Origin of the sequence: Aggregatibacter segnis ATCC 33393 (assembly GCF_000185305.1) — a bacterium.
Classification (GTDB): domain Bacteria; phylum Pseudomonadota; class Gammaproteobacteria; order Enterobacterales; family Pasteurellaceae; genus Aggregatibacter; species Aggregatibacter segnis.
Genome location: NZ_GL622200.1, coordinates 515,836 through 534,713 on the forward strand (window position 1 = coordinate 515,836; position 18,878 = coordinate 534,713).

General features: G+C 40.6%; 13 protein-coding genes. 3 read left to right on the forward strand and 10 right to left on the reverse strand.

What is annotated here, in order from left to right; translation table 11 throughout:
* Positions 1-7: 7 nt before the first annotated feature.
* From HMPREF9064_RS06850 to HMPREF9064_RS06825, 6 genes are all read right to left on the reverse strand, one after another.
* On the reverse strand, positions 8-304 hold the full coding sequence (locus tag HMPREF9064_RS06850) for a YciI family protein (protein ID WP_006717394.1): 297 nt from the start codon (positions 302-304) through the stop codon (positions 8-10).
* Between the two features lie 19 nt (positions 305-323).
* The gene (gene yciA, locus HMPREF9064_RS06845) at positions 324-785 is read right to left on the reverse strand and encodes an acyl-CoA thioester hydrolase YciA (protein ID WP_006717396.1); all 462 of its coding nucleotides are present in this window, start codon (positions 783-785) and stop codon (positions 324-326) included.
* A 3-nt stretch (positions 786-788) separates the two neighbouring features.
* Positions 789-1,340 carry a septation protein A gene (locus HMPREF9064_RS06840; protein WP_006717398.1) on the reverse strand — a complete coding sequence of 184 codons (552 nt, stop codon included), beginning with the start codon at positions 1,338-1,340 and terminating at the stop codon, positions 789-791.
* A 1-nt stretch (position 1,341) separates the two neighbouring features.
* Positions 1,342-2,100, reverse strand: a complete 759-nt coding sequence (locus HMPREF9064_RS06835; RefSeq protein ID WP_006717400.1) for a hypothetical protein — start codon at positions 2,098-2,100, stop codon at positions 1,342-1,344.
* A 158-nt stretch (positions 2,101-2,258) separates the two neighbouring features.
* Positions 2,259-3,935, reverse strand: a complete 1,677-nt coding sequence (gene recN, locus HMPREF9064_RS06830) for a DNA repair protein RecN (RefSeq protein WP_006717403.1) — start codon at positions 3,933-3,935, stop codon at positions 2,259-2,261.
* A 74-nt stretch (positions 3,936-4,009) separates the two neighbouring features.
* On the reverse strand, positions 4,010-4,927 hold the full coding sequence (locus HMPREF9064_RS06825) for an NAD(+) kinase (RefSeq protein ID WP_006717405.1): 918 nt from the start codon (positions 4,925-4,927) through the stop codon (positions 4,010-4,012).
* A 127-nt stretch (positions 4,928-5,054) separates the two neighbouring features.
* On the opposite strand from HMPREF9064_RS06825, the gene grpE reads away from it, so the two are divergent.
* On the forward strand, positions 5,055-5,633 hold the full coding sequence (gene grpE / locus HMPREF9064_RS06820; RefSeq protein WP_032997785.1) for a nucleotide exchange factor GrpE: 579 nt from the start codon (positions 5,055-5,057) through the stop codon (positions 5,631-5,633).
* Positions 5,634-5,740: 107 nt separating this feature from the next.
* Here the strand turns inward: grpE and HMPREF9064_RS06815 are convergent, their stop codons facing one another.
* The 3 genes from HMPREF9064_RS06815 to mnmC all read right to left on the reverse strand — a co-directional run bounded on the left by HMPREF9064_RS06815 (position 5,741) and on the right by mnmC (position 14,380).
* Positions 5,741-8,737 carry a TonB-dependent hemoglobin/transferrin/lactoferrin family receptor gene (locus tag HMPREF9064_RS06815; RefSeq protein WP_006717409.1) on the reverse strand — a complete coding sequence of 999 codons (2,997 nt, stop codon included), beginning with the start codon at positions 8,735-8,737 and terminating at the stop codon, positions 5,741-5,743.
* A 278-nt stretch (positions 8,738-9,015) separates the two neighbouring features.
* Complete coding sequence (locus HMPREF9064_RS06810) at positions 9,016-12,165, reverse strand: TonB-dependent hemoglobin/transferrin/lactoferrin family receptor (RefSeq protein WP_006717411.1); 3,150 nt, start codon at positions 12,163-12,165, stop codon at positions 9,016-9,018.
* A gap of 196 nt (positions 12,166-12,361) precedes the next feature.
* Complete coding sequence (gene mnmC / locus HMPREF9064_RS06805; RefSeq protein WP_006717413.1) at positions 12,362-14,380, reverse strand: bifunctional tRNA (5-methylaminomethyl-2-thiouridine)(34)-methyltransferase MnmD/FAD-dependent 5-carboxymethylaminomethyl-2-thiouridine(34) oxidoreductase MnmC; 2,019 nt, start codon at positions 14,378-14,380, stop codon at positions 12,362-12,364.
* 166 nt (positions 14,381-14,546) lie between these two features.
* Between mnmC and fabB the strand changes: the two genes are divergently transcribed.
* The gene (gene fabB, locus HMPREF9064_RS06800) at positions 14,547-15,767 is read left to right on the forward strand and encodes a beta-ketoacyl-ACP synthase I (RefSeq protein ID WP_032997786.1); all 1,221 of its coding nucleotides are present in this window, start codon (positions 14,547-14,549) and stop codon (positions 15,765-15,767) included.
* Between the two features lie 142 nt (positions 15,768-15,909).
* Positions 15,910-17,766: an ATP-binding protein gene (locus tag HMPREF9064_RS06795; RefSeq protein ID WP_006717417.1), complete on the forward strand. Its 1,857-nt coding sequence runs from the start codon at positions 15,910-15,912 to the stop codon at positions 17,764-17,766.
* An 83-nt stretch (positions 17,767-17,849) separates the two neighbouring features.
* On the opposite strand, the gene mglC is transcribed toward HMPREF9064_RS06795, so the two are convergent.
* Positions 17,850-18,860, reverse strand: a complete 1,011-nt coding sequence (gene mglC / locus HMPREF9064_RS06790; protein ID WP_006717420.1) for a galactose/methyl galactoside ABC transporter permease MglC — start codon at positions 18,858-18,860, stop codon at positions 17,850-17,852.
* Between the last annotated feature and the right edge of the window lie 18 nt (positions 18,861-18,878).

Sequence of the window (18,878 nt, forward strand, 5' to 3'; positions counted from 1 at the left end):
TTGAAAATTAAAATACTTTTTTAAACGGCTTAATAATGACATCGCCATACACACCGGCTTCTACATAAGGATCTTGAGCTGCCCAGTCTTTTGCTGCTTGCAAGCTATCAAACTTGGCAATGACGGTCGAACCGGTGAAACCGGCCTCACCCGGATTTTCATCATCAATAGCTGGGTTTGGGCCTGCGGTTAATAAACGATCTTCCGCTTGGAGTTGTTTCAAACGAGCAAGGTGTTGCTCACGCACTGCCAAGCGTTGAGCCAACGTGTTCGGTTTGTCTTGAGCAAAAATGACGTAGTACATTTTGAGTCCTCTTGTTAGTTTATGGCGTTTTCATGTGTGCCAAAGCGGCATCTAATTCGTGATTATTTTCGCGTGGAATGGCGCGAGGTTTGCCTTGTGGATCAACGGCGACAAACGTAAATTGCGCTTCTGTCACGCAATAGCGTTCACCGATAGGTTCGCTTGCAACTTTTTTAACCCATACTTCCACTTTGATTTTAATTGAGCTACGTCCAACGTGTAAACATTGTCCATAGCAACAAACTACATCTCCAACAGAAACCGGTTGAATGAAATTCATGCTTTCGACGGCAACAGTCACAACGCGTCCGTGAGCGATTTCTTTTGCTAAGATTGCACCGCCAATGTCCATTTGAGACATAATCCAACCACCAAAAATATCGCCGTTAGCGTTGGTATTAGAAGGCATCGCTAACGTTCTGAGCAGAAGGGTGCCGTGAGATTGTTGCCCGGTTTTGCTATCAATTAATTGAGGTGACATTGATTATTCCTTGTTTTTTTCTTGTTGTGTTTGAGGTAAATAGCGATAAATATAAATTCCGGTAATGAGAGTGGCGGCAAAGGTCATGCCGATGATGCCGAAGGATTTAAAATCGACCCAAATATCATCGGATAAATATTGGCTGATATAAATGTTGATTAACATACATAAAATAAAAAAGCCGCTCCAACCTAGATTTAAGTTTTTCCAAACATGTTCCGGCAATTGGATTTCTTTTCCAAGGAGTTGTTTAATCAACAGTTTTTTGAAACCAAATTGAGCAATAAGCAAAACCAATGCAAAGAGCGCATAAATAATTGTCACTTTCCATTTTAAAAACTCAAGATCGTTAAAATAGGCGGTTAATGAGCCAAAGAAAATGACTGCGCCCGCAACAACTTTTTGTTGTGTTTCAATTTTGCCGTATTTCACTTTTAAAATAATGAATTGCACGATAGTCGCGATCACCAAGGTGATTGCCGCTTCACGAATACCAACTAATTTATAAACGGCAAAAAAGAGAATTAAGGGAATAAATTCAAGTAATTGTTTCATGTTATGCCTTTGCAATGAATAACGTATAAAAACGGTAAGTGACAATCAATGCAAACACGTTGATTAATGCCGCAATGATACCGGTAATGACAGCCATGATGGCATTGCTTGACAAGCTGATTAGAAAACTTTCAGCCAAAGGCACGAGAACATAAATCAGTAAACAGAAGATAAATAACACAGCCGCTCGACCCATCGCAGCGCGCCAGGTAATTTTGGCGGAAGCACTTATGCCGACATCAGTTAATAAATAATGCACCGGCGCCAAACAAAGACGAATATATAAGCCGATACCGATAATAATCGCAAATAACGAAATAATGGAAGGCTGTACTTTTTGTTGAATGGCGATCATCGCTTCTGTGAGTCCCACAAGAATTGGGATAAAAATCAAAAAGCTTAGTAACATAGCACCCCAAATACGTTTTAGTGTCGAGGCAAAACTCTGCAAAACAGTACTGAATTGTCGCAAGCTAATTTGATGAATGGTGACTAAACACCATGCACTGATAAAAATATAAATAAACTGTTTAAGAAAAAAGAAAGTCACCAAATTGATGCCTTGTTCTTCCGAGATCGCCGAAGAAATTTGGTTGTTTGACAGAGAAACAACGATTTCATTTGGCAACATCGCTGATTGCAACAACACCATGATGATGTCGGCAAAAAAGTAGAGGGCGCACAAGACGATGATGTTTCGCTTTTCATTTTGCATGAAATGAAAGCTATCTTTAATAATTTGGGTAAAGTTTATTGGCATTTCATTTACTTAATTAAGACTGAAAGAAAAGAGCCTAATTATACTGACCTTTCAGGATAAAAACATAAAAAAACGGAAATTTGTATTAAAACAATTTTATTGTTTTTTCCATATAAAAATTGGGCGTTATTTTCGCCCAATTTTTTTGTCTTCTTCACTTATGCTGCAGCATCTAGCATTTCTTGTGCATTGGCTAATACGGCATCCGTAATTTTGCTTCCGCCTAACAATTTTGCTAATGCCTTGACCCGTTGTTGAGGGGAAAGTGCGGTCATTTTTGTTTCCGTTTTTTGATCGATGGTCGATTTTTCAACGGAGAAATGATGTGTTCCATGGCAGGCGACTTGCGGCAAGTGGGTAACACAAATGACTTGGCATTTTTCGCTGAGTTTTCTTAATAATTTGCCGACCACATTTGCTGTAGCACCACTGATACCGACATCAATTTCATCAAAAATTAATGTTGGGATGGCGGTTTGGTTAGATGCCTGTACCTGAATGGCTAAGGCAATGCGAGAAAGTTCACCGCCGGAAGCAATTTTGGCGAGCGGTTGAGCGCTTTGACCTAAGTTACTTTGTAGGGTGAAAATCGCATTATCTGCACCGTTTGCACTTATCTTGTCATAGTCACTATGCAATTCAATAAAAAATTCTGCGTGTTCCATCGCTAATTGTTTGATGGATTTGGTCACTTGCTGTGCTAGCTTTTGTGCGCCTAATTGACGGCTTTGATGAAGTGCGGTCGCTGTAGCAAGCATTTTTTCGTGAGCCGCTTGTTCTTGTTGAATGAGCATTTCTTCACTGCCGGAAAAATCTTCCAATTCATTCAATTCCGCTTTGAGACGTCGGTGTAATGCCACTAAATCTTGTGGTTTTACATTGTGCTTGCGCGCTAATTGCACGGTTTGTCCTAGGCGTTGTTCAATGTCAGCCAATAACGCCGGATCTTGCTCAATATTGCTACTTAACGATTGAATTTCATTGGTAGCTTCTTGCACTTGAATCAATGCTTCATTTAATAGATTTTGTACGTCGGTATAACGATTATCTAACTCGCAGAGTTCACTTAAATGTTGCACAGCGCGATAAAGTAGCGAATCTGCGCTGACCGTTTCATTTTCACTTAATAATTGCAAAACTGATTGGGAAAGCTGCGTTAATTCTTCGCTATTGGAAAGACGAAGATGATCCGCTTCTAATTCCTCGTATTCATTTTCTTTTAAATTAAACTCATCCAGTTCACTGACTTGATACTGTAAAAGCTGTTTTCTCGCTTCGTTTTCCGCGCATTTTTGTTGGAAGGTTTTGACTTGATGTTGCAAATTACGCCATGTTTGATAATCAAGGCTCATTTGTTGTAAAAGTGCGGTATGTTGACAGAAATTATCAACTAACTGCAGTTGGTAGTCGTTTTTCAGTAAACGTTGTGACGCGTGTTGTCCATTAATTTGAATGAGATGTTGCCCGATCTCTTTTAATTGGGCTGCCGACACCGGAATGCCATTAATGAACGCTTTAGAGCGTCCGTCATGATTAATAATGCGGCGTAAAATGCAGTCTTCCGGATTATCGGGATCTTGTAATTCGTTTTCTTGTAGAAATTGGAAAGCTGGGTTGTTACTGTTTAGATGAAACGTCGCGCAAATATCAGCGCGTTCTTGACCTTCTCGTAACATGGAGGCTTCTGTCCGTTGCCCGAGGCAGACACTTAGGGCATCAATAGCAATCGATTTTCCCGCGCCGGTTTCCCCGGTGATGACGGACATTCCTTGTAATAATTCAATATTTAACTGACGAACGATAGCAAAATTATTAATGGTGAGTTGGGTCAACATAAGCAAATCCTCTCTACTGTATGTTTGTCAGTATATTACTGTTTTAATATACAGTAAAGAGGGTTTGTTAATCTTTAAGAAAAGTTACGTAACCAACCTAATTTGGAACTTAATACTTTGTAATAATTGTAGCTTTTAAGGTGCAGTAAACGGAGAGGATAGTCACATTTTTGAATGTGGATAATATCATCAGGTCCGAATTGGAGCGCAACTTGACTGTCGCAACCTAACTCTAATTGAGAGGTGTTGTATTCTGCAAAGCGAATAGAAATTTTGCTGTTGCCATCCACTACGAGTGGGCGTGAAGACAAGGTGTGCGGAAACATCGGCACCAGTGCGATGGCGTTGAGTTGTGGGGTTAAAATCGGGCCACCGGCGGAAAGAGAATAAGCGGTTGAGCCGGTTGGCGTTGAAATGATTAAACCATCGGAACGTTGTGAAAACGCAAACTGATCATTGATATGCACATGAAAATCAATCATATGCGCAATTTTTGCCGGGTGGATCACCGCCTCGTTGACAGCAATACTGCTGGCAATAATTTCATTGTCACGTTCCACACAGGCTTTTAATAGGAAGCGTTCTTCTACAAAAAACTCGCCGTTTTCCAAGCAGGCTTGTAATTGGGAATAGGCGTTTTTCGGGTCAATGTCCGTTAAAAAACCTAAATTGCCACGGTTGATACCGATAAGCGGAATATGATATTCGGCTAAAATGCGGGCACGACCCAACATATTGCCATCGCCACCAATCACAATGGCAAGTTGGGCGGATTTACCGATTTCCTCTAAGCTGGCTAAATGTTTTGGCGGAAGCTCAATTTTTTTACCGATGTCTTGCTCAACCAACACGTGATAACCGCGTTCAATTAACCAAAAAAACAGGTTTTTATGCATTTGTAGGTTGATGTCATTTCTCGGTTTACCGACTAATGCAATGGTTTGAAACGAGGTATGCAACGTTTGCGGTTTTGCCGAATTTAACGTGTCCATATTGTTTTTACACTAACTTGAATTCAATGAATTGGGCACTATATTACAACAGAAAGCCTTTTACTCAAGTGGTAAATGCGGCATTTTTTGTTATAATCGCCCAACTTTTATTAATCGGAGAATGACAATGGCAGACGAACAAAAACAAGAACAAAACGAAGAATTAGAACAAGATCTTCAATCGCAAGAAGTGGATGTTGAAGAACAAAAACAAGTGGAAGATCCTTTGGAAGAAGCTATCGCACGCGTACAAGAATTAGAGGCGCAATTAGCGGAAACCGCAAAAAAAGAACAAGATTTATTGTTGCGTACTCGTGCTGAAATCGACAATATTCGTCGTCGTACAGAACAAGATGTTGAAAAAGCGCATAAATTTGCGTTAGAAAAATTTGCCAAAGACATTTTAAACACCATTGATAACTTAGAACGTGCCCTAGCCACGCCGGCAAATATTGAAGATGAAAGCATTAAGGCTTTATTTGACGGCGTAGAGTTAACCTTAAAAGAGCTATTGGCAACGGTTGCCCGTTTTGGTGTTGAGCCTGTAGGCGTTGTCGGTGAGGTTTTCAATCCGGATCTTCACCAAGCTATTTCTATGCAACCGATGGAAGGCTTTGAAACTAACCAAATCACCACCGTATTGCAAAAAGGCTACTTGCTTAACGGTCGCGTAATTCGCCCGGCAATGGTGATGGTAGCGGCGTAAGTTAATTACAGATAAAAGAGCGGTCAGTTTTTAAAACGTTTTGAAATCCGACCGCACTTTAGAAGAAAGAAAAAGGAGAAGTTTGAAACTTCTCCTTTTTTGTTGGGTTAGAAGGTAAGTTCTGCATTTAAGCGGAAGTTTCTACCTGGTGCATAGAAACGCTTGATTCCGGCACCGGTATTTTGATCGATTAAGTTAAGTGTTCCGATTGCGCGAATAGAACGTGCAGAATCCCAGGTGATGTATTTACGGTCAGTGATGTTATATACACCCGCCGTTAAGGTGAGATTCTTAATTGGTCTAGCGTAAACGATGGCATCTAAAATAGTGTAGTGTCCACTTCGCCAAGCTAATGTACTGTCAGTAACTCGTTTACCTTGAACAAGTCTATTTGGGTCTTCACTTTGTGTTTTCCAATACATATTGTAGGTATCGCTGCGTTTTTTCGGTGCAACATCCGTGATAAATAAATCGATCCCATATTTATCACCTTCAGTAGAGTAGCCGAGATTATATACAGATGTGGTTGGCTGAATGGCATTCATTGGGATATTGCCGTTAACTTTACCTTTTTGATGCGTCAACTTATAGCCTATTCTAAATCCTTGTAAAATTGGTGTTAGATCGCCTAGTTCAATATGTGAATTTACTTCAACACCAGTTACTTTTGCACCATCGCGGTTTTGGTTTTGATAGAACGGATAAGTTAATGCGCTGCCTTGCTCAATGGCTCTTTCTCCCATAAAGACTAAATCAATAAAGTGATCATAATCGGTTCTAAATGCACTGAGCGTGAAATAACTACGATCTTTATAAAATGTAAGCGCAACTTCCTTAGTTTTAGCAATTTCTGCTTTTAACTTGGTGTTTGGGGTAATTGAAAAGCTTGGATGCTTAAAGGTCATATACACTTCATCTGAGGTTGGCGCCCGGAACCCGTTGGAATACTTGAATTGTACCCGCATCCAATCACGTGGATCTAAGTTGAGTCCAATGTTATAAGAATGGTGTTTATAGGATGTCGTACGCAAGAGTTGCTCTAGATTTTGAGCAAAATTTTTGTTCATACAGTCTGTGTTATAACCACAGTTTGCACCCGGGCCGTAAGGAACCGCACCGTCAGGGAAAGGAACAAAAATCCCAGCAATAAGACCTTTCGGTACAGGAATATTTGGATTATAGCTTGGAAGATGTTTGATCTGGTCATAGCGATAATTTAAATCAAGCCCTACCCAATCGGTAAATTTAATATTATCACCTAAATAGAACGCATGGTTTTTTGTGGTGACCGGGATTAAGTAACTAGATAAGTTTCCGGTTTTAGCTCGGTAATTACCTGTACATGAACCGGAAGGCCATTTATCGGGCGCAGGTTTGCGTTCAACCGGATAAGTTCCATCAATCGGTTCATTACAGAAGAAATTATCAGCCCACCATTGCACGTTTCCACCCTGGTAGCCGTCTTTGTTAACCATGCTTTTTTCAGTTTTGGAATATAACCCGCCATATTTCAAACTATGACTAGTTTTTCCAAGATCAAATTCTTTATCAAAATCAAAATTAATTTGGTTGGTATCCGTATTTAAATCACGATCGTTATAGTCATTACGGCTATAGCCTGCGGAACGTGGGAATAAATAAGACAGTTCTTCCTCTTGTAATCCTCCCCAAGTATTTGGAATAGATTTTAATGGGATATAACCATATTTTTTTCCATTTGGTAATGTTTTAGTTTCGATTTGACGATCTTCAAAATGGTATTTACTTTCATACTTCTCATTGTTTTTAACAAATACCCTGTATTTTTTAGAGCAATCTAATTTTTCACAGTCAATCAATGTCGATTCCACAGATTGTTCTTTATAATCAAACCCGGAGAGTTTTTCACCTTTGGCGTTTCGGTATTCGGCTTCTGTGCTCCAACCGCTTTCAATACCTTTTCCTGTGATTTCTCCGCCTGTCTTATCAACAACGCGATAAACGCCATTTGATTCTGCTAAATGTAATCCTTGTTTATTTTCGACTTGAATACATTTTGAGGTATAACAATACTCATCTGTTCTGGCATTATTCGTAATTTTTTGCGAGGAATAGGAAACCTTAAAATGATCCCAAAGTGGGGTTTGGGTAAAGTTTTCATAGGTAAATTGGGTATTTTTGCGTTGGGATTTATCATTGGTTAACCGTTCTCCATAACGTTCAGTATCTGTTCTGGAGTGCGCTCTTAAGCTATAAGACAGGTCAGCGCCTTTGGATTTTAATTTGGAATCATCTAATGCCACACTGAAGCGATGTTCATCGTTTGGTTGAAAGCCAATTTTGATCAAATTGCTGTTACGGGTAATACGGTAGGGATCCGCTTTTTCACGAGTACGCCCAACCGCCGCATGATCGGCTTCCTCATTTGGATAAATATCGTAATAATAGTTTTCTATTTCATGACCTTTTCGTTCGGTATTAATGAAAAGCACGTCAAACCATTTATATTTTCCGGCGAGCGTGACGGAAGTTAGGTTTTGATTATTCATGGTTTGATAACCGCGTTTAATACCAATGTGATAATTTTTATTCAGCAAAAAATCACGCGCATCTTTTGTTTCAAAGGCTACAGAACCACCTAACGCCCCGCTACCAGATTTCATGGAATCAGCACCTTTAGTAATGGTTGCCATTTTAACGTTTTCTATTTCAACATCATTTCTGGTGTTATTAAAGTTACCATAACCTTCAAAGAGTTCTTTAAATCCTTGAGAGCTTAATGTTTCAGCTTGGCGAAGGCCATCAACCATAATGCCCACACGGTTTTCATCAACACCTCGCACGGCATAGCCACTTGATCCGGTTCTTCCTGTTTCAACAACAGTAATGCCTGTTTCGTAACGAACTAAATCTCGGCTATCCGCAGCTTGTCGTTTACTTAGTTTATGAGAAGTAATTTGTGTTTCACCCACTTTTTTCTCTTGTACATTGGGCTCGGAAGCATTGCCTGAAACGACAATTTCATTGAGCTGATCTTGAGTCGTACTGTTTTCAGCATAGGCAGTAGACATAGTGAGAGTAGCGAGAATGGAATAGGTGAGATAGTTTGGTTTAAATTTATGCATAAATTTATGGCTCCAGGTAAATAAAAATATAATTTATACAAGTAAAAATAATTTTTATTATTATATAAAGAAAGGGATGGACGTAAAATAGGTGTATGAGAATTTTGTGATTTATTTGATGTATATCACTAAATTTTTTCTGTTTGTAACCTTATGTAAAATAGGTCGCTAAGAAAGAATTTAGCTCATAGGAAAAATGGATAAAATTTGTGATAAAAAGCGACTGCACTTTAGAAGAAAGAAAAAGGAGAAGTTTGAAACTTCTCCTTTTTTGTCGGTTAGAATTCTAATTGCATAGAGAGTCGATAGTTTCTACCCGGTGCATAGAAGCGGTTAATACCTAATCCGGTATTTTGATTGATCATATTACTTGTTCCAAACGGACGTATTGATCTCGCCGAATCCCAAGTGATGTATTTACGATTTGTTAGGTTATAGACACCCGCTCTTAATGTGAGATTTTTAATTGGTTTAATATAGCCCAGTAAATCGAGGGTTGTATAAGAATCACTTCTCCATTTAAGCGTTGTTTCTTTCTTACCTTCTTCTTTGTGATACATATTATAAGTATCTTCCGCATTTTTGGCAGATACGTGAGAAACATATAAATCTAATCCAAATTTTTCATCAGGATGAGCATAACTAATTCCATAGATTGCTGTTTTCGGTTGAATTGGATTCATTGGAATATTGCCATCCATTCTTCCTTTTTGCTGACTATATTTATAACTTAGGCTAAATCCATTGAGGAATTTAGTGAGATAGCTTAATTCCAGATGAGATGAGATTTCAAAGCCGGTTACTTTCGCATTTGGGCGATTTATATTTTGATAAACGCTAAATGGCAATAATTTAGAATGTCCTTTAAAGTTGTAATTTCCTTTATAGGATAAATCAATAAAGTTATGGTATCTGGTATCAAAAACAGACCCTGTGATATACCCCATGTCATTATGGAAAGTTAAAGAGAGTTCTTTTGTTTTTGCTGTTTCCGGTTGAAGATTTTTATTCGGTAAAATAGAAAAATCCGGATGTTTAAAGGTGAAATAAATTTCATCACTTGTCGGTGCACGGAATGCCTTACTGTATTTTACTTGTAGGCGTACCCAGTCTAACGGATCAATTGTTGTGCCAAAGGAATAAGAACTTGCAGAGAATTTTTTAGGTTGCGCAATTTCTTTAATATTGGCAATTGCATTGGCTTCTTTCTTAGCTAATTCCGCCATATCCGTATCGGCGCGATCAGGATCAAACTTAGGCTCTGTGATATAGAGGTTTGTTACCATATCGTCAGGGATCTTCGGTGTGACACCCGGAATGTATTCAGGTTGGTATTTTACGCGGTCATAACGATAGCCCATATTAAAGGCAAAATGATCATTCACACGGAAGTCATCAATAAAATACAATGCGCCGCTTTTGGTTTTAACCGGAATTAAGAAAGAAAATACATTTTGTTTGTTACAGAGAGTATGTGATCTGTCCGGGTTTAATTTTGTCGGACTTAAGAATGTATCGCAGTTTGCAGGATATTCTGCCCACCATTTCAGGTTACGCGGGCTGACCCCTGATGTATTTACCATGGATTTTTCCATCTCTGCCCACAATGCACCATAGGATAGCTCGTGTTGAGTCTTACCTAATTCGATATGTTTGGTCAGATCGAGATTAACTTGTTTGGTTTTGCTGACTAGATCGCGTTGTGACCATAAATTGTCTTGATAGCCTTTTTTATTTGGCATGAAAAACATCGGCCCGCTCAATTGGCTATTACTCATGATGGCTGTTTTGGCATATTTTTTGCCATCTTTTTCGAACACTTCAATAGGAATATCGACTGGTGTTCCGTCTTTTTGAAAGCCGGTAATGTTTGGTTTATTACAATTAAATGCCTCACAGCTAAAGATGTGATGAACGTTGGTTGAAACAAGCTGTTCATCGCCGATTAAACCTTTATCGGCACCCAAGAGATCATAGCTTTTGCCATTTATATTTAACTTGCTTTCTGCTGGGGTAGTGCTTCCTTTTTTGGATAGTGTAGCTTTACAGGTTGATACATCTCCCACTTTTGGTGAGTCCCAAGAGCGGAAATCATTATCACAAGACTTATTGCCTGGTTTTACATAATAATCTTCATAGCCACTAGGAAGTTTATCCCAGTTAACTCGTTGCCATTTGTATTTTTTGGTTTTTCCATTATATGGTTCTACTGGCAGATCAACTGTTGTATCTGAATCAGGTTGAGACATCGCCGGTTTATTGTAATAAGACGCTAATTTATCATCTTTACCGACAAGTTTGTTTTCATCGTTATATTTCATTCCTAGTGGGTTACCGGCCAAGGCACATTTGTCATTCCCATCACAATAGTCATCAGTTCTCGCACGAGTGGTGATTTTTTGTTGGGAGTAGGTGATTTTTAAGGTGTCCCAAAGCGGTGTTGAGGAAAAGTTTTCATACGTAAAGGCAACATTTTTACGTTCGACTTTATCGTCTGTATGACGTAACTCGACTTCATCATAACTTTGATACTGCGTATTCGCTTTCAACGTGTAAGAGAAGTCATGGCCTTTAGAGGTTTGTTTATATAAATCGGCCATTACCGAGAAACGATGATTGTCCGTCGGTTGGAAAGCGAATTTCATTAATGTACTGTCTAGCGTACGACGATAAGGGTCTGCTTTTTCTCTTTCTTTACCTTGAATATTGTCTTTAAAATCTTTGTAGCCAAAGTTTTCGAGTTCATTCCCTTTACGCGATGTAGCCACAACAATGGCATCAAACCATTTATAGCGTCCTGCCAATGTTAATGTGTTTAGATTTTGATTATCCGCTGTGTTGTAACCGCGCTTGTAAGAGGCATAGTAATTTTTCTCGATTAAATAATCGCGTGCGTCTTTGGTTTCAAAATTTACTGAGCCGCCGAGTGCACCGCTACCGGATTTCAATGAATCCGCACCTTTACGAATCGTTGCTTGTTTAAGTGTTTCTATTTCTGCACTATTACGTGTGTTATTAAAATTGCCATAGCCTTCAAACAGTTCTTTGAAGCCCTGTGATGAAATTGTTTGTGCTTGGGCTAATCCATCAATTTGAATAGCAACACGGTTTTCTTCTACACCACGAACGGCAAAGCCACTGTTCCCAAATCGACCAGCTTCAACAACGGTGATACCCGTGTCATAACGCACAAGATCTTTTACATCTTGTGCTTGTTCTTTTTCTAATTTTTTTGCCGTTTTAACGGTTTCTGCAATTTTGGGTGGGGTTTTATCTGCGGTATTTCCGTTACCATTTGAATCGCCCGAAACCACGATTTCATTTAATTGCTCTGTCGGTTGATTGCTTGTTTCTGCCGAAGTAATAGAAGACACACTTAATGCAGTGAGAATGGAAAGGGAAAGATAGTTTGGTTTAAATTTACGCATAAATTTATGGCTCCAGGTAAATTAAAAATAGGACTTGAGTAAATAATAATAATTTGCGTTATTATATTCTGGTGTTTATTTTGCGCAAAGTATTAAAAACAAATTGTTTTTAATTTTTTTGATATACATCACATTTCATTTTTTGGATTGATGAAAAAAAGACCTATTTTTTCAAATAGGTCTTGGGAAGGTGGACTTAAAGATCTGCGACAGAAGTCCCTTTCAACAATTTTCTTATCCAACTTCGGCTTGCGGACAGGTGATGAATTAAGTCTTCGCTCAGCGGCAACGGTTCGTTATAGATAAGCGAAGCCAAAGTTTCGCCCAGTATTGGGGCTGACGTTAAACCGCGTGAGCCGAGGGCGCCGATGAGATATAAATTTGGAAATACGGCAGCCGGCGGAATAGGTTGTTTGCGACGGCGTAAGTTAAACAGATTTTTATAATCCACGCATTGCTGTTCAAAATTCGGCACATTACCTACCATTGGGGTGCGATCCCGCACGGCGCAACGTACACCGATTCGCGCCAGATTGGCAGAGATATCCGCCTCTTTCACCCAAGGCATACCCTCTAGGTTCTTTTGGATTTTTTCCTGATTTTCCCGTTGTTCCTGCTCGCTAAAGGTGCGGTCAGCGCAATCACGCACATGGCTGGCGCCAATGCAATGGCTGGTTTTAGCCTGATCAGCAGGCGTGAGGTAGCCATCATAACAGAGCACGGATTTCAGTTTCAGCAGATGTTCTGACGTGGGAATCTGGCTGACTTGCCCACGCACGGCATAAAGCGGTAGCGACTGCATTTGAGGAAATTCATGCAGTTGATGACCGTTGGCGAGGACGACGATTTGATGATGGAACCTGTCGTTTTCAGCATTCGTCACTAGCCAGCCGTTTTTTTGAGGGGAAAGTGCGGTCACTTTTTGCGATGTTTTTATGATGAGCCCGTGCAGCTGTAAATAAGCAAACAGATTCTGCACAAATTGTTGTGGCGCAAGCCATCCGCCCTGTGGAATAAATCCGCCACCACAAGGCAACGGGAGACCGACTTTATCGCTTAATTCAGCTTGGTTTAGGCTTTGATAAATGCTTTCTGGCAGCTGAAGTTGCGAAACTTTCTGTAATTTGACTGCACTTTTTTCGTTATATCCGCACAGTGCCACACCACAAAATTCATGTTCAAATTCAATGAGGTTTTCGGCGTTGCGTAATTGTTGTAAGCCGTAAGCGAAAGCCTGTATGTAAAAGCGAATGTTGCGTTCATCATCGTCGCTCAGTTGAGGATAAAATGCGCCTTGTTTGTTGCCGGAGGCGTTCATCGCTGGCTGTGGATCTTCACAATAAAGGGTGACGTTCGCGCCACGTTGTATTAAGGCGAATGCAGTAAATAAGGAGGCGATGCCGCCGCCTACAATGGCAACATCCGCCACATCTTCAAATTGGGCGGATTGTGGTAGGTACCATGGGGTGAAAAGTGCGGTTGGTTTTTCAAGTGTTTTTTCGCCAACCAAACACTCCCGTTTTTTGCCGTAACCTTTGCGCTTTTGCACGCTGAAACCGGCATTTTCCAAGCCTTTGCGAACGGCACTAGCGGCAGTGAAAGTGGCGAATGTGCCTTGCGGTTTGGTGTAACGGTACATTTGCGTATAAAGCGCGTCATTCCACATATCAGGATTTTTACTCGGGGCAAATCCATCTAAAAACCACGCATCGATGTTGTCACGCATATAATCGCCGAGCCGTGGCAAGTTGTCGTGAATATCACCAAACCAAAGATCGAGCGAGGTTTCCTCAAAATGAAAACGATAGCAACCTTCAATGGGATCCAACCAATGTTGCTGTAATTGTGCGGAGAGAGAGGCAAATTGCGGATAATGTTGATGAGCACGCGATAGGGCTTCTACGGTTAGCGGATATTTTTCAAAGGAAATAAAAAATAGCCGTTGTAATGTTGCCTGTGGAAATTGTTGGCGGAACTCACGAAAAAGCGTGGTGACGGCGAAAAAATTCAATCCGGTACCAAAACCGGTTTCTGCAATGACGAAGTGCTTTTGTTGATGTTGCTGCCAGCGTTGCCACAGTTGATTGCCTTGTTGAAAAACGTAGCGACTTTCTTCCAAACCGTCTTGGTTAGAAAAATAAACATCGTCAAATTGATTGGAAACAGGCGTGTTTTCTTGGTTAAAACAGATGTCCGCATGGCTAATAACGCGCATTGGTTTAATTCCTTAAATGATTTCATTTGGGCGATATCATACGCTGATTTGGCCTAACTGGTCGAACGTTATAATTAATGCTTGCAATATTTTGGTTTCATAGTAAATTGCGCTCAGCTAACAAATGTAAGTCGAAATGATTTTCCCAACTCATAAGGAAGAACGAATGAAAAGAGCAGTAATCACCGGATTTGGTATTATTTCCAGTATTGGTAACAACAAAGAAGAAGTCTTGGCTTCATTAAAAGCCGGTAAATCCGGTATTGAAATCGTACCTGAATTTATTGACATGAAAATGCGTAGCCATGTTGCCGGTACCATTAAATTAAATCCGAGCGAGTTAATCGATCGTAAAGTGTATCGTTTCATGGGCGATGCGGCAGCCTATGCTTACCTTTCTATGAAAGAAGCGATTGAAGATGCCGGTTTAACTGAAGAACAAGTGTCTAACGAACGTACCGGTTTGGTGATTGGCGCCGGCACAGGTTCTGCTCACAACCAGTTAGTGGCTTGTGATGCTGTGCGTGGTCCACGTGGCGTGAAAGCAGTTGGCCCTTATGCGGTAACCAAAACCATGGCCTCCAGCGTATCTGCGTGTTTGGCAACTCCGTACAAAATTAAAGGCGTAAGTTACAGTATCAGTTCTGCTTGTGCCACTTCAGCACACTGTATTGGTAACGCATTAGAACTTATTCAATTAGGTAAACAAGATATCGTTTTCGCCGGTGGCGCAGAAGAGTTGTCTTGGGAATGTGCGACTGAATTTGACGCGATGGGTGCAGTGTCCACCAAGTACAATGAAACCCCAACCAAAGCATCCCGTGCGTATGATGCAAACCGTGATGGTTTTGTCATTGCCGGTGGCGGTGCAGTGGTGGTTGTAGAAGAATTGGAACACGCATTGGCACGCGGTGCGAAAATTTACGCAGAAATCGTGGGCTATGGTGCAACCTCTGACGGTTATGACATGGTGGCGCCAAGCGGTGAAGGTGCAGAACGTTGCATGAAACAAGCCATGGCAAACATTGACACACCAATCGATTACATCAACGTGCACGGTACATCAACGCCAGTTGGTGATGTGAAAGAATTGGGCGCGATTAAAAACGTATTCGGCGATAAAATCCCGGCGATTTCTTCCACCAAATCTATGACAGGTCACTCTTTAGGGGCTGCCGGTGCGCATGAAGCCATTTATACCTTGTTAATGTTAGATAACGATTTCATCGCACCAAGCATTAACATCGAAACCTTAGATGAACAAGCTGTAGGTTGCAACATCGTAACAGAAACGAAAGAAAACGCCGGTTTACAAACTGTGATGTCCAATAGCTTCGGTTTTGGCGGTACTAACGCGACTTTAGTCTTTAAACGTTACAACGGTTAATCCTTCGGGTTAATTTCTCTTAAAAGTGCGGTCGAAATTCAATGTGTTTTTCGACCGCACTTTTTTTGTCTCTAAAACGGCTCAACATCCTTTGTACAGTTAAGGTACAATATTTATTATTTCTCTCTTTCCATGGAATCCTATGAAGAATATTAAACAGTTCGGTAGTTTTGCTCGTCGCTATGTGGATTGGGTCGTCCGCCTGGGGAAAATCCGTTTTTCTATTTTAGGTGTGTTAATTCTGGCCATCTTGGCGTTATGTACACAAATGGTATTAAGCCTCATTTTTGTTGGCACAATCTATTGGCAAGATCTTTTACGTTCTATTGTATTCGGGATGATTTCTGCGCCTTTTGTGATTTATTTCTTTACCTTATTGGTGGAAAAATTAGAACGTTCTCGCCAAGCATTGTCTCGTTCGGTGGTGAAACTACAAAATGAAGTGCAAGAGCGACTTTTAGCGGAAAAACGCTTATCGGCGGCATTGGATAAAGTGGAAAAGATCAGCCGAGATAAAACCACATTAATGACCACAATTAGCCATGAATTACGTACGCCGTTAAACGGCATTATCGGGTTAAGTCGTATTTTATTGGAAGAGCAGCCGACAGCACGCCAGAGTAGTTATTTACGAACCATCAACAGCAGTGCAATTTCCCTTTCTCATATCTTCAGCGATATTATCGATTTAGAAAAAATTGATGCGCGTCGTATTGAGTTAGACCGTAAAGAAACGGATTTGTATGCGTTGCTGAATGATATCAGTAATTTTGCGGTGCTCATTGCAGGAGAAAAACACTTAGAATTTCGCTTAATTTGCCCGCCGACATTACCGAATTGGTTGATGTTGGATGGGGTGCGATTAAGCCAGATTTTATGGAATTTGATTACGAATGCGGTGAAATTTACTCCGCAGGGAAGTGTGACCTTATCTATTGAGCAAACTGCAGAAGATGAATTTGCCATTCGTGTGACGGATACCGGCATCGGTATTGCAGAAGCGGATTTAGAAAAAGTCTTTGAATTGTATTATCAAGTGGATTCTCATCACTACAAATCTTTGGGCAGTGGGATTGGCTTATCAATTTCCAAAACCATTGCACAGCTAATGGACGGCGATTTGACGGTAAGTAGTGAATTAGGAAAAGGTTCAACTTTCTTACTGACCTTTAAAGCAAAAGAGGCCCAACAACCGGTAGAAAGTGGTAATAAAGTGCCGTTAAAATTGCGCATTTTGTTGGTGGAAGACATTGAAGTGAATATCGTTGTCGCAAAATCTATGCTGCAAAAACTCGGTTACCAAATTGATGTGGCTATGACTGGGGCAGAAGCGATTCAAAAATTTGAGGAGAATTATTACGACCTCGTCTTCTTGGATATTCAGTTACCGGATATGTCAGGTTTTGATATTGCCCATCATCTGCGTGAAAATTATGAAAATGGCATTTATGATTTTCTTCCGCCATTGATTGCGTTGACAGCGAATGTGGTGCAAAAGAAAGAAGCTTATTTGGAACAAGGCATGGACGATGTCATTCATAAGCCGTTATCTCTCGATGAATTAAATCAATGTTTGTTGGATTATTTTGGTGAAGAGATTAGACATTTTGATGTAATGGAAAAGAAACCATTGCAGGAATCTACAGATTTTGACACGAAAATGCTGGGTGAATTAATTGAAATGCTGGGTGTGAAGTTTGTGCAAGATAATCTCACTTTATTTGAACAGGCAATGAGTGGTTATGTGATTGAATTGCAACAGGCTTATCAAGCGTATGAGAAGGCGCCGAAACAGCAAGCTGAGTTGCTTTCAACCGCGCATAAAATAAAAGGCGCTTTAGCATCGGTGGGGTTAAAACGCTTGCAACAAATTGCTGCGTTGGCACAGAACGGTGACGCGGAAAATTGGCATGAGAATATTGCGCATTGGGTGGATATTTTGGTGCAAGAATGGCAGTTAGATGTTAATAAATTACGTCACTGGCTCAGTGATATGTAGTTAAAATACAAAAAATAACGACCGCACTTTGGTAAGTGCGGTCGTTTTTTATGGCGTTTTTCAATGTTTCATGAATCGGAAGATTATTTTTTCTTCGCGTATTTCAAGGAGTCGATAGCTACCGCGAGGATGATGATGCTACCTTTGATGATGTATTGCCAGTAAGGGTTTACACCGATATAAGTCAAACCATAGTTAATTACGGTGAAGATGATTACCCCGGTAATAACACCAATAACCGTACCCACACCACCGGCGAAAGACACACCGCCTACCACGCAGGCTGCGATAGCATCCAATTCATACATGAAACCGAGGTTATTGGTTGCAGAACCGATACGACCGGCTTCCAACATACCACCGAACGCGTAGAACATACCGGCAATCATGTAGATGACAACAAGGTTACGAGCAACGTTTACACCGGAAACTTTTGCCGCTTCAGGGTTACCGCCGATAGCAAAGATATTTTTACCAAAGCGTGTTTTATTCCACATCACCCATACACAGAAAGCACAAATAGCGGCATAAATAGTGATATAGGAGAGCTTAAATGAACCTAGACGGATGAAACCTTGAGCAAAAACAGAGAAGTTTTCGCTGAAACCGGCGATAGGAGAGCCGCCTACAGCATCGTAATAAAGGGAGTTGAAACCGTAGACGATAATCATAGTACCCATGGTGGCGATAAACGGCGTTACGTTTAAGTAAGCGATAACCAAGCCATTGACTAAACCGATGACTGCACCCACAGCACAAACAGCAAGGATAACTACCGGAATTGGAATTTCACCGAGATCAGGGAAAACACGGTTCATGTTTTCCATGGATTGCAACATGGTCGCGGAGATTACCGCAGCGAGACCAACCTGACGACCGGCAGACAAGTCGGTACCTTGTGTGACCAATAAGCCGGCAACCCCAAGAGCGATGATTAAACGCACGGAGGATTGCGTCAGAATGTTACTGAAGTTAACCAAGTTAAGAAATGTCGGATCTTGTGCGATGATGATGCCAAGTAAAATCAACAACACAAAATAAATCGCATTTTGTTTTAGGAAATCGAATGATTTATTTTTTTCTAAGGCACTCATAATTTGTTCCTTTGTTAT

What these genes read in the sequence shown, in the direction of transcription:
- HMPREF9064_RS06850 (WP_006717394.1), bottom strand. Translation starts at nt 304, where the DNA reads ATGTACTACGTCATTTTTGCTCAAGACAAACCGAACACGTTGGCTCAA.
- yciA (WP_006717396.1), bottom strand. Translation starts at nt 785, where the DNA reads ATGTCACCTCAATTAATTGATAGCAAAACCGGGCAACAATCTCACGGC.
- HMPREF9064_RS06840 (WP_006717398.1), bottom strand. Translation starts at nt 1,340, where the DNA reads ATGAAACAATTACTTGAATTTATTCCCTTAATTCTCTTTTTTGCCGTT.
- HMPREF9064_RS06835 (WP_006717400.1), bottom strand. Translation starts at nt 2,100, where the DNA reads ATGCCAATAAACTTTACCCAAATTATTAAAGATAGCTTTCATTTCATG.
- recN (WP_006717403.1), bottom strand. Translation starts at nt 3,935, where the DNA reads ATGTTGACCCAACTCACCATTAATAATTTTGCTATCGTTCGTCAGTTA.
- HMPREF9064_RS06825 (WP_006717405.1), bottom strand. Translation starts at nt 4,927, where the DNA reads ATGGACACGTTAAATTCGGCAAAACCGCAAACGTTGCATACCTCGTTT.
- grpE (WP_032997785.1), top strand. Translation starts at nt 5,055, where the DNA reads ATGGCAGACGAACAAAAACAAGAACAAAACGAAGAATTAGAACAAGAT.
- HMPREF9064_RS06815 (WP_006717409.1), bottom strand. Translation starts at nt 8,737, where the DNA reads ATGCATAAATTTAAACCAAACTATCTCACCTATTCCATTCTCGCTACT.
- HMPREF9064_RS06810 (WP_006717411.1), bottom strand. Translation starts at nt 12,165, where the DNA reads ATGCGTAAATTTAAACCAAACTATCTTTCCCTTTCCATTCTCACTGCA.
- mnmC (WP_006717413.1), bottom strand. Translation starts at nt 14,380, where the DNA reads ATGCGCGTTATTAGCCATGCGGACATCTGTTTTAACCAAGAAAACACG.
- fabB (WP_032997786.1), top strand. Translation starts at nt 14,547, where the DNA reads ATGAAAAGAGCAGTAATCACCGGATTTGGTATTATTTCCAGTATTGGT.
- HMPREF9064_RS06795 (WP_006717417.1), top strand. Translation starts at nt 15,910, where the DNA reads ATGAAGAATATTAAACAGTTCGGTAGTTTTGCTCGTCGCTATGTGGAT.
- mglC (WP_006717420.1), bottom strand. Translation starts at nt 18,860, where the DNA reads ATGAGTGCCTTAGAAAAAAATAAATCATTCGATTTCCTAAAACAAAAT.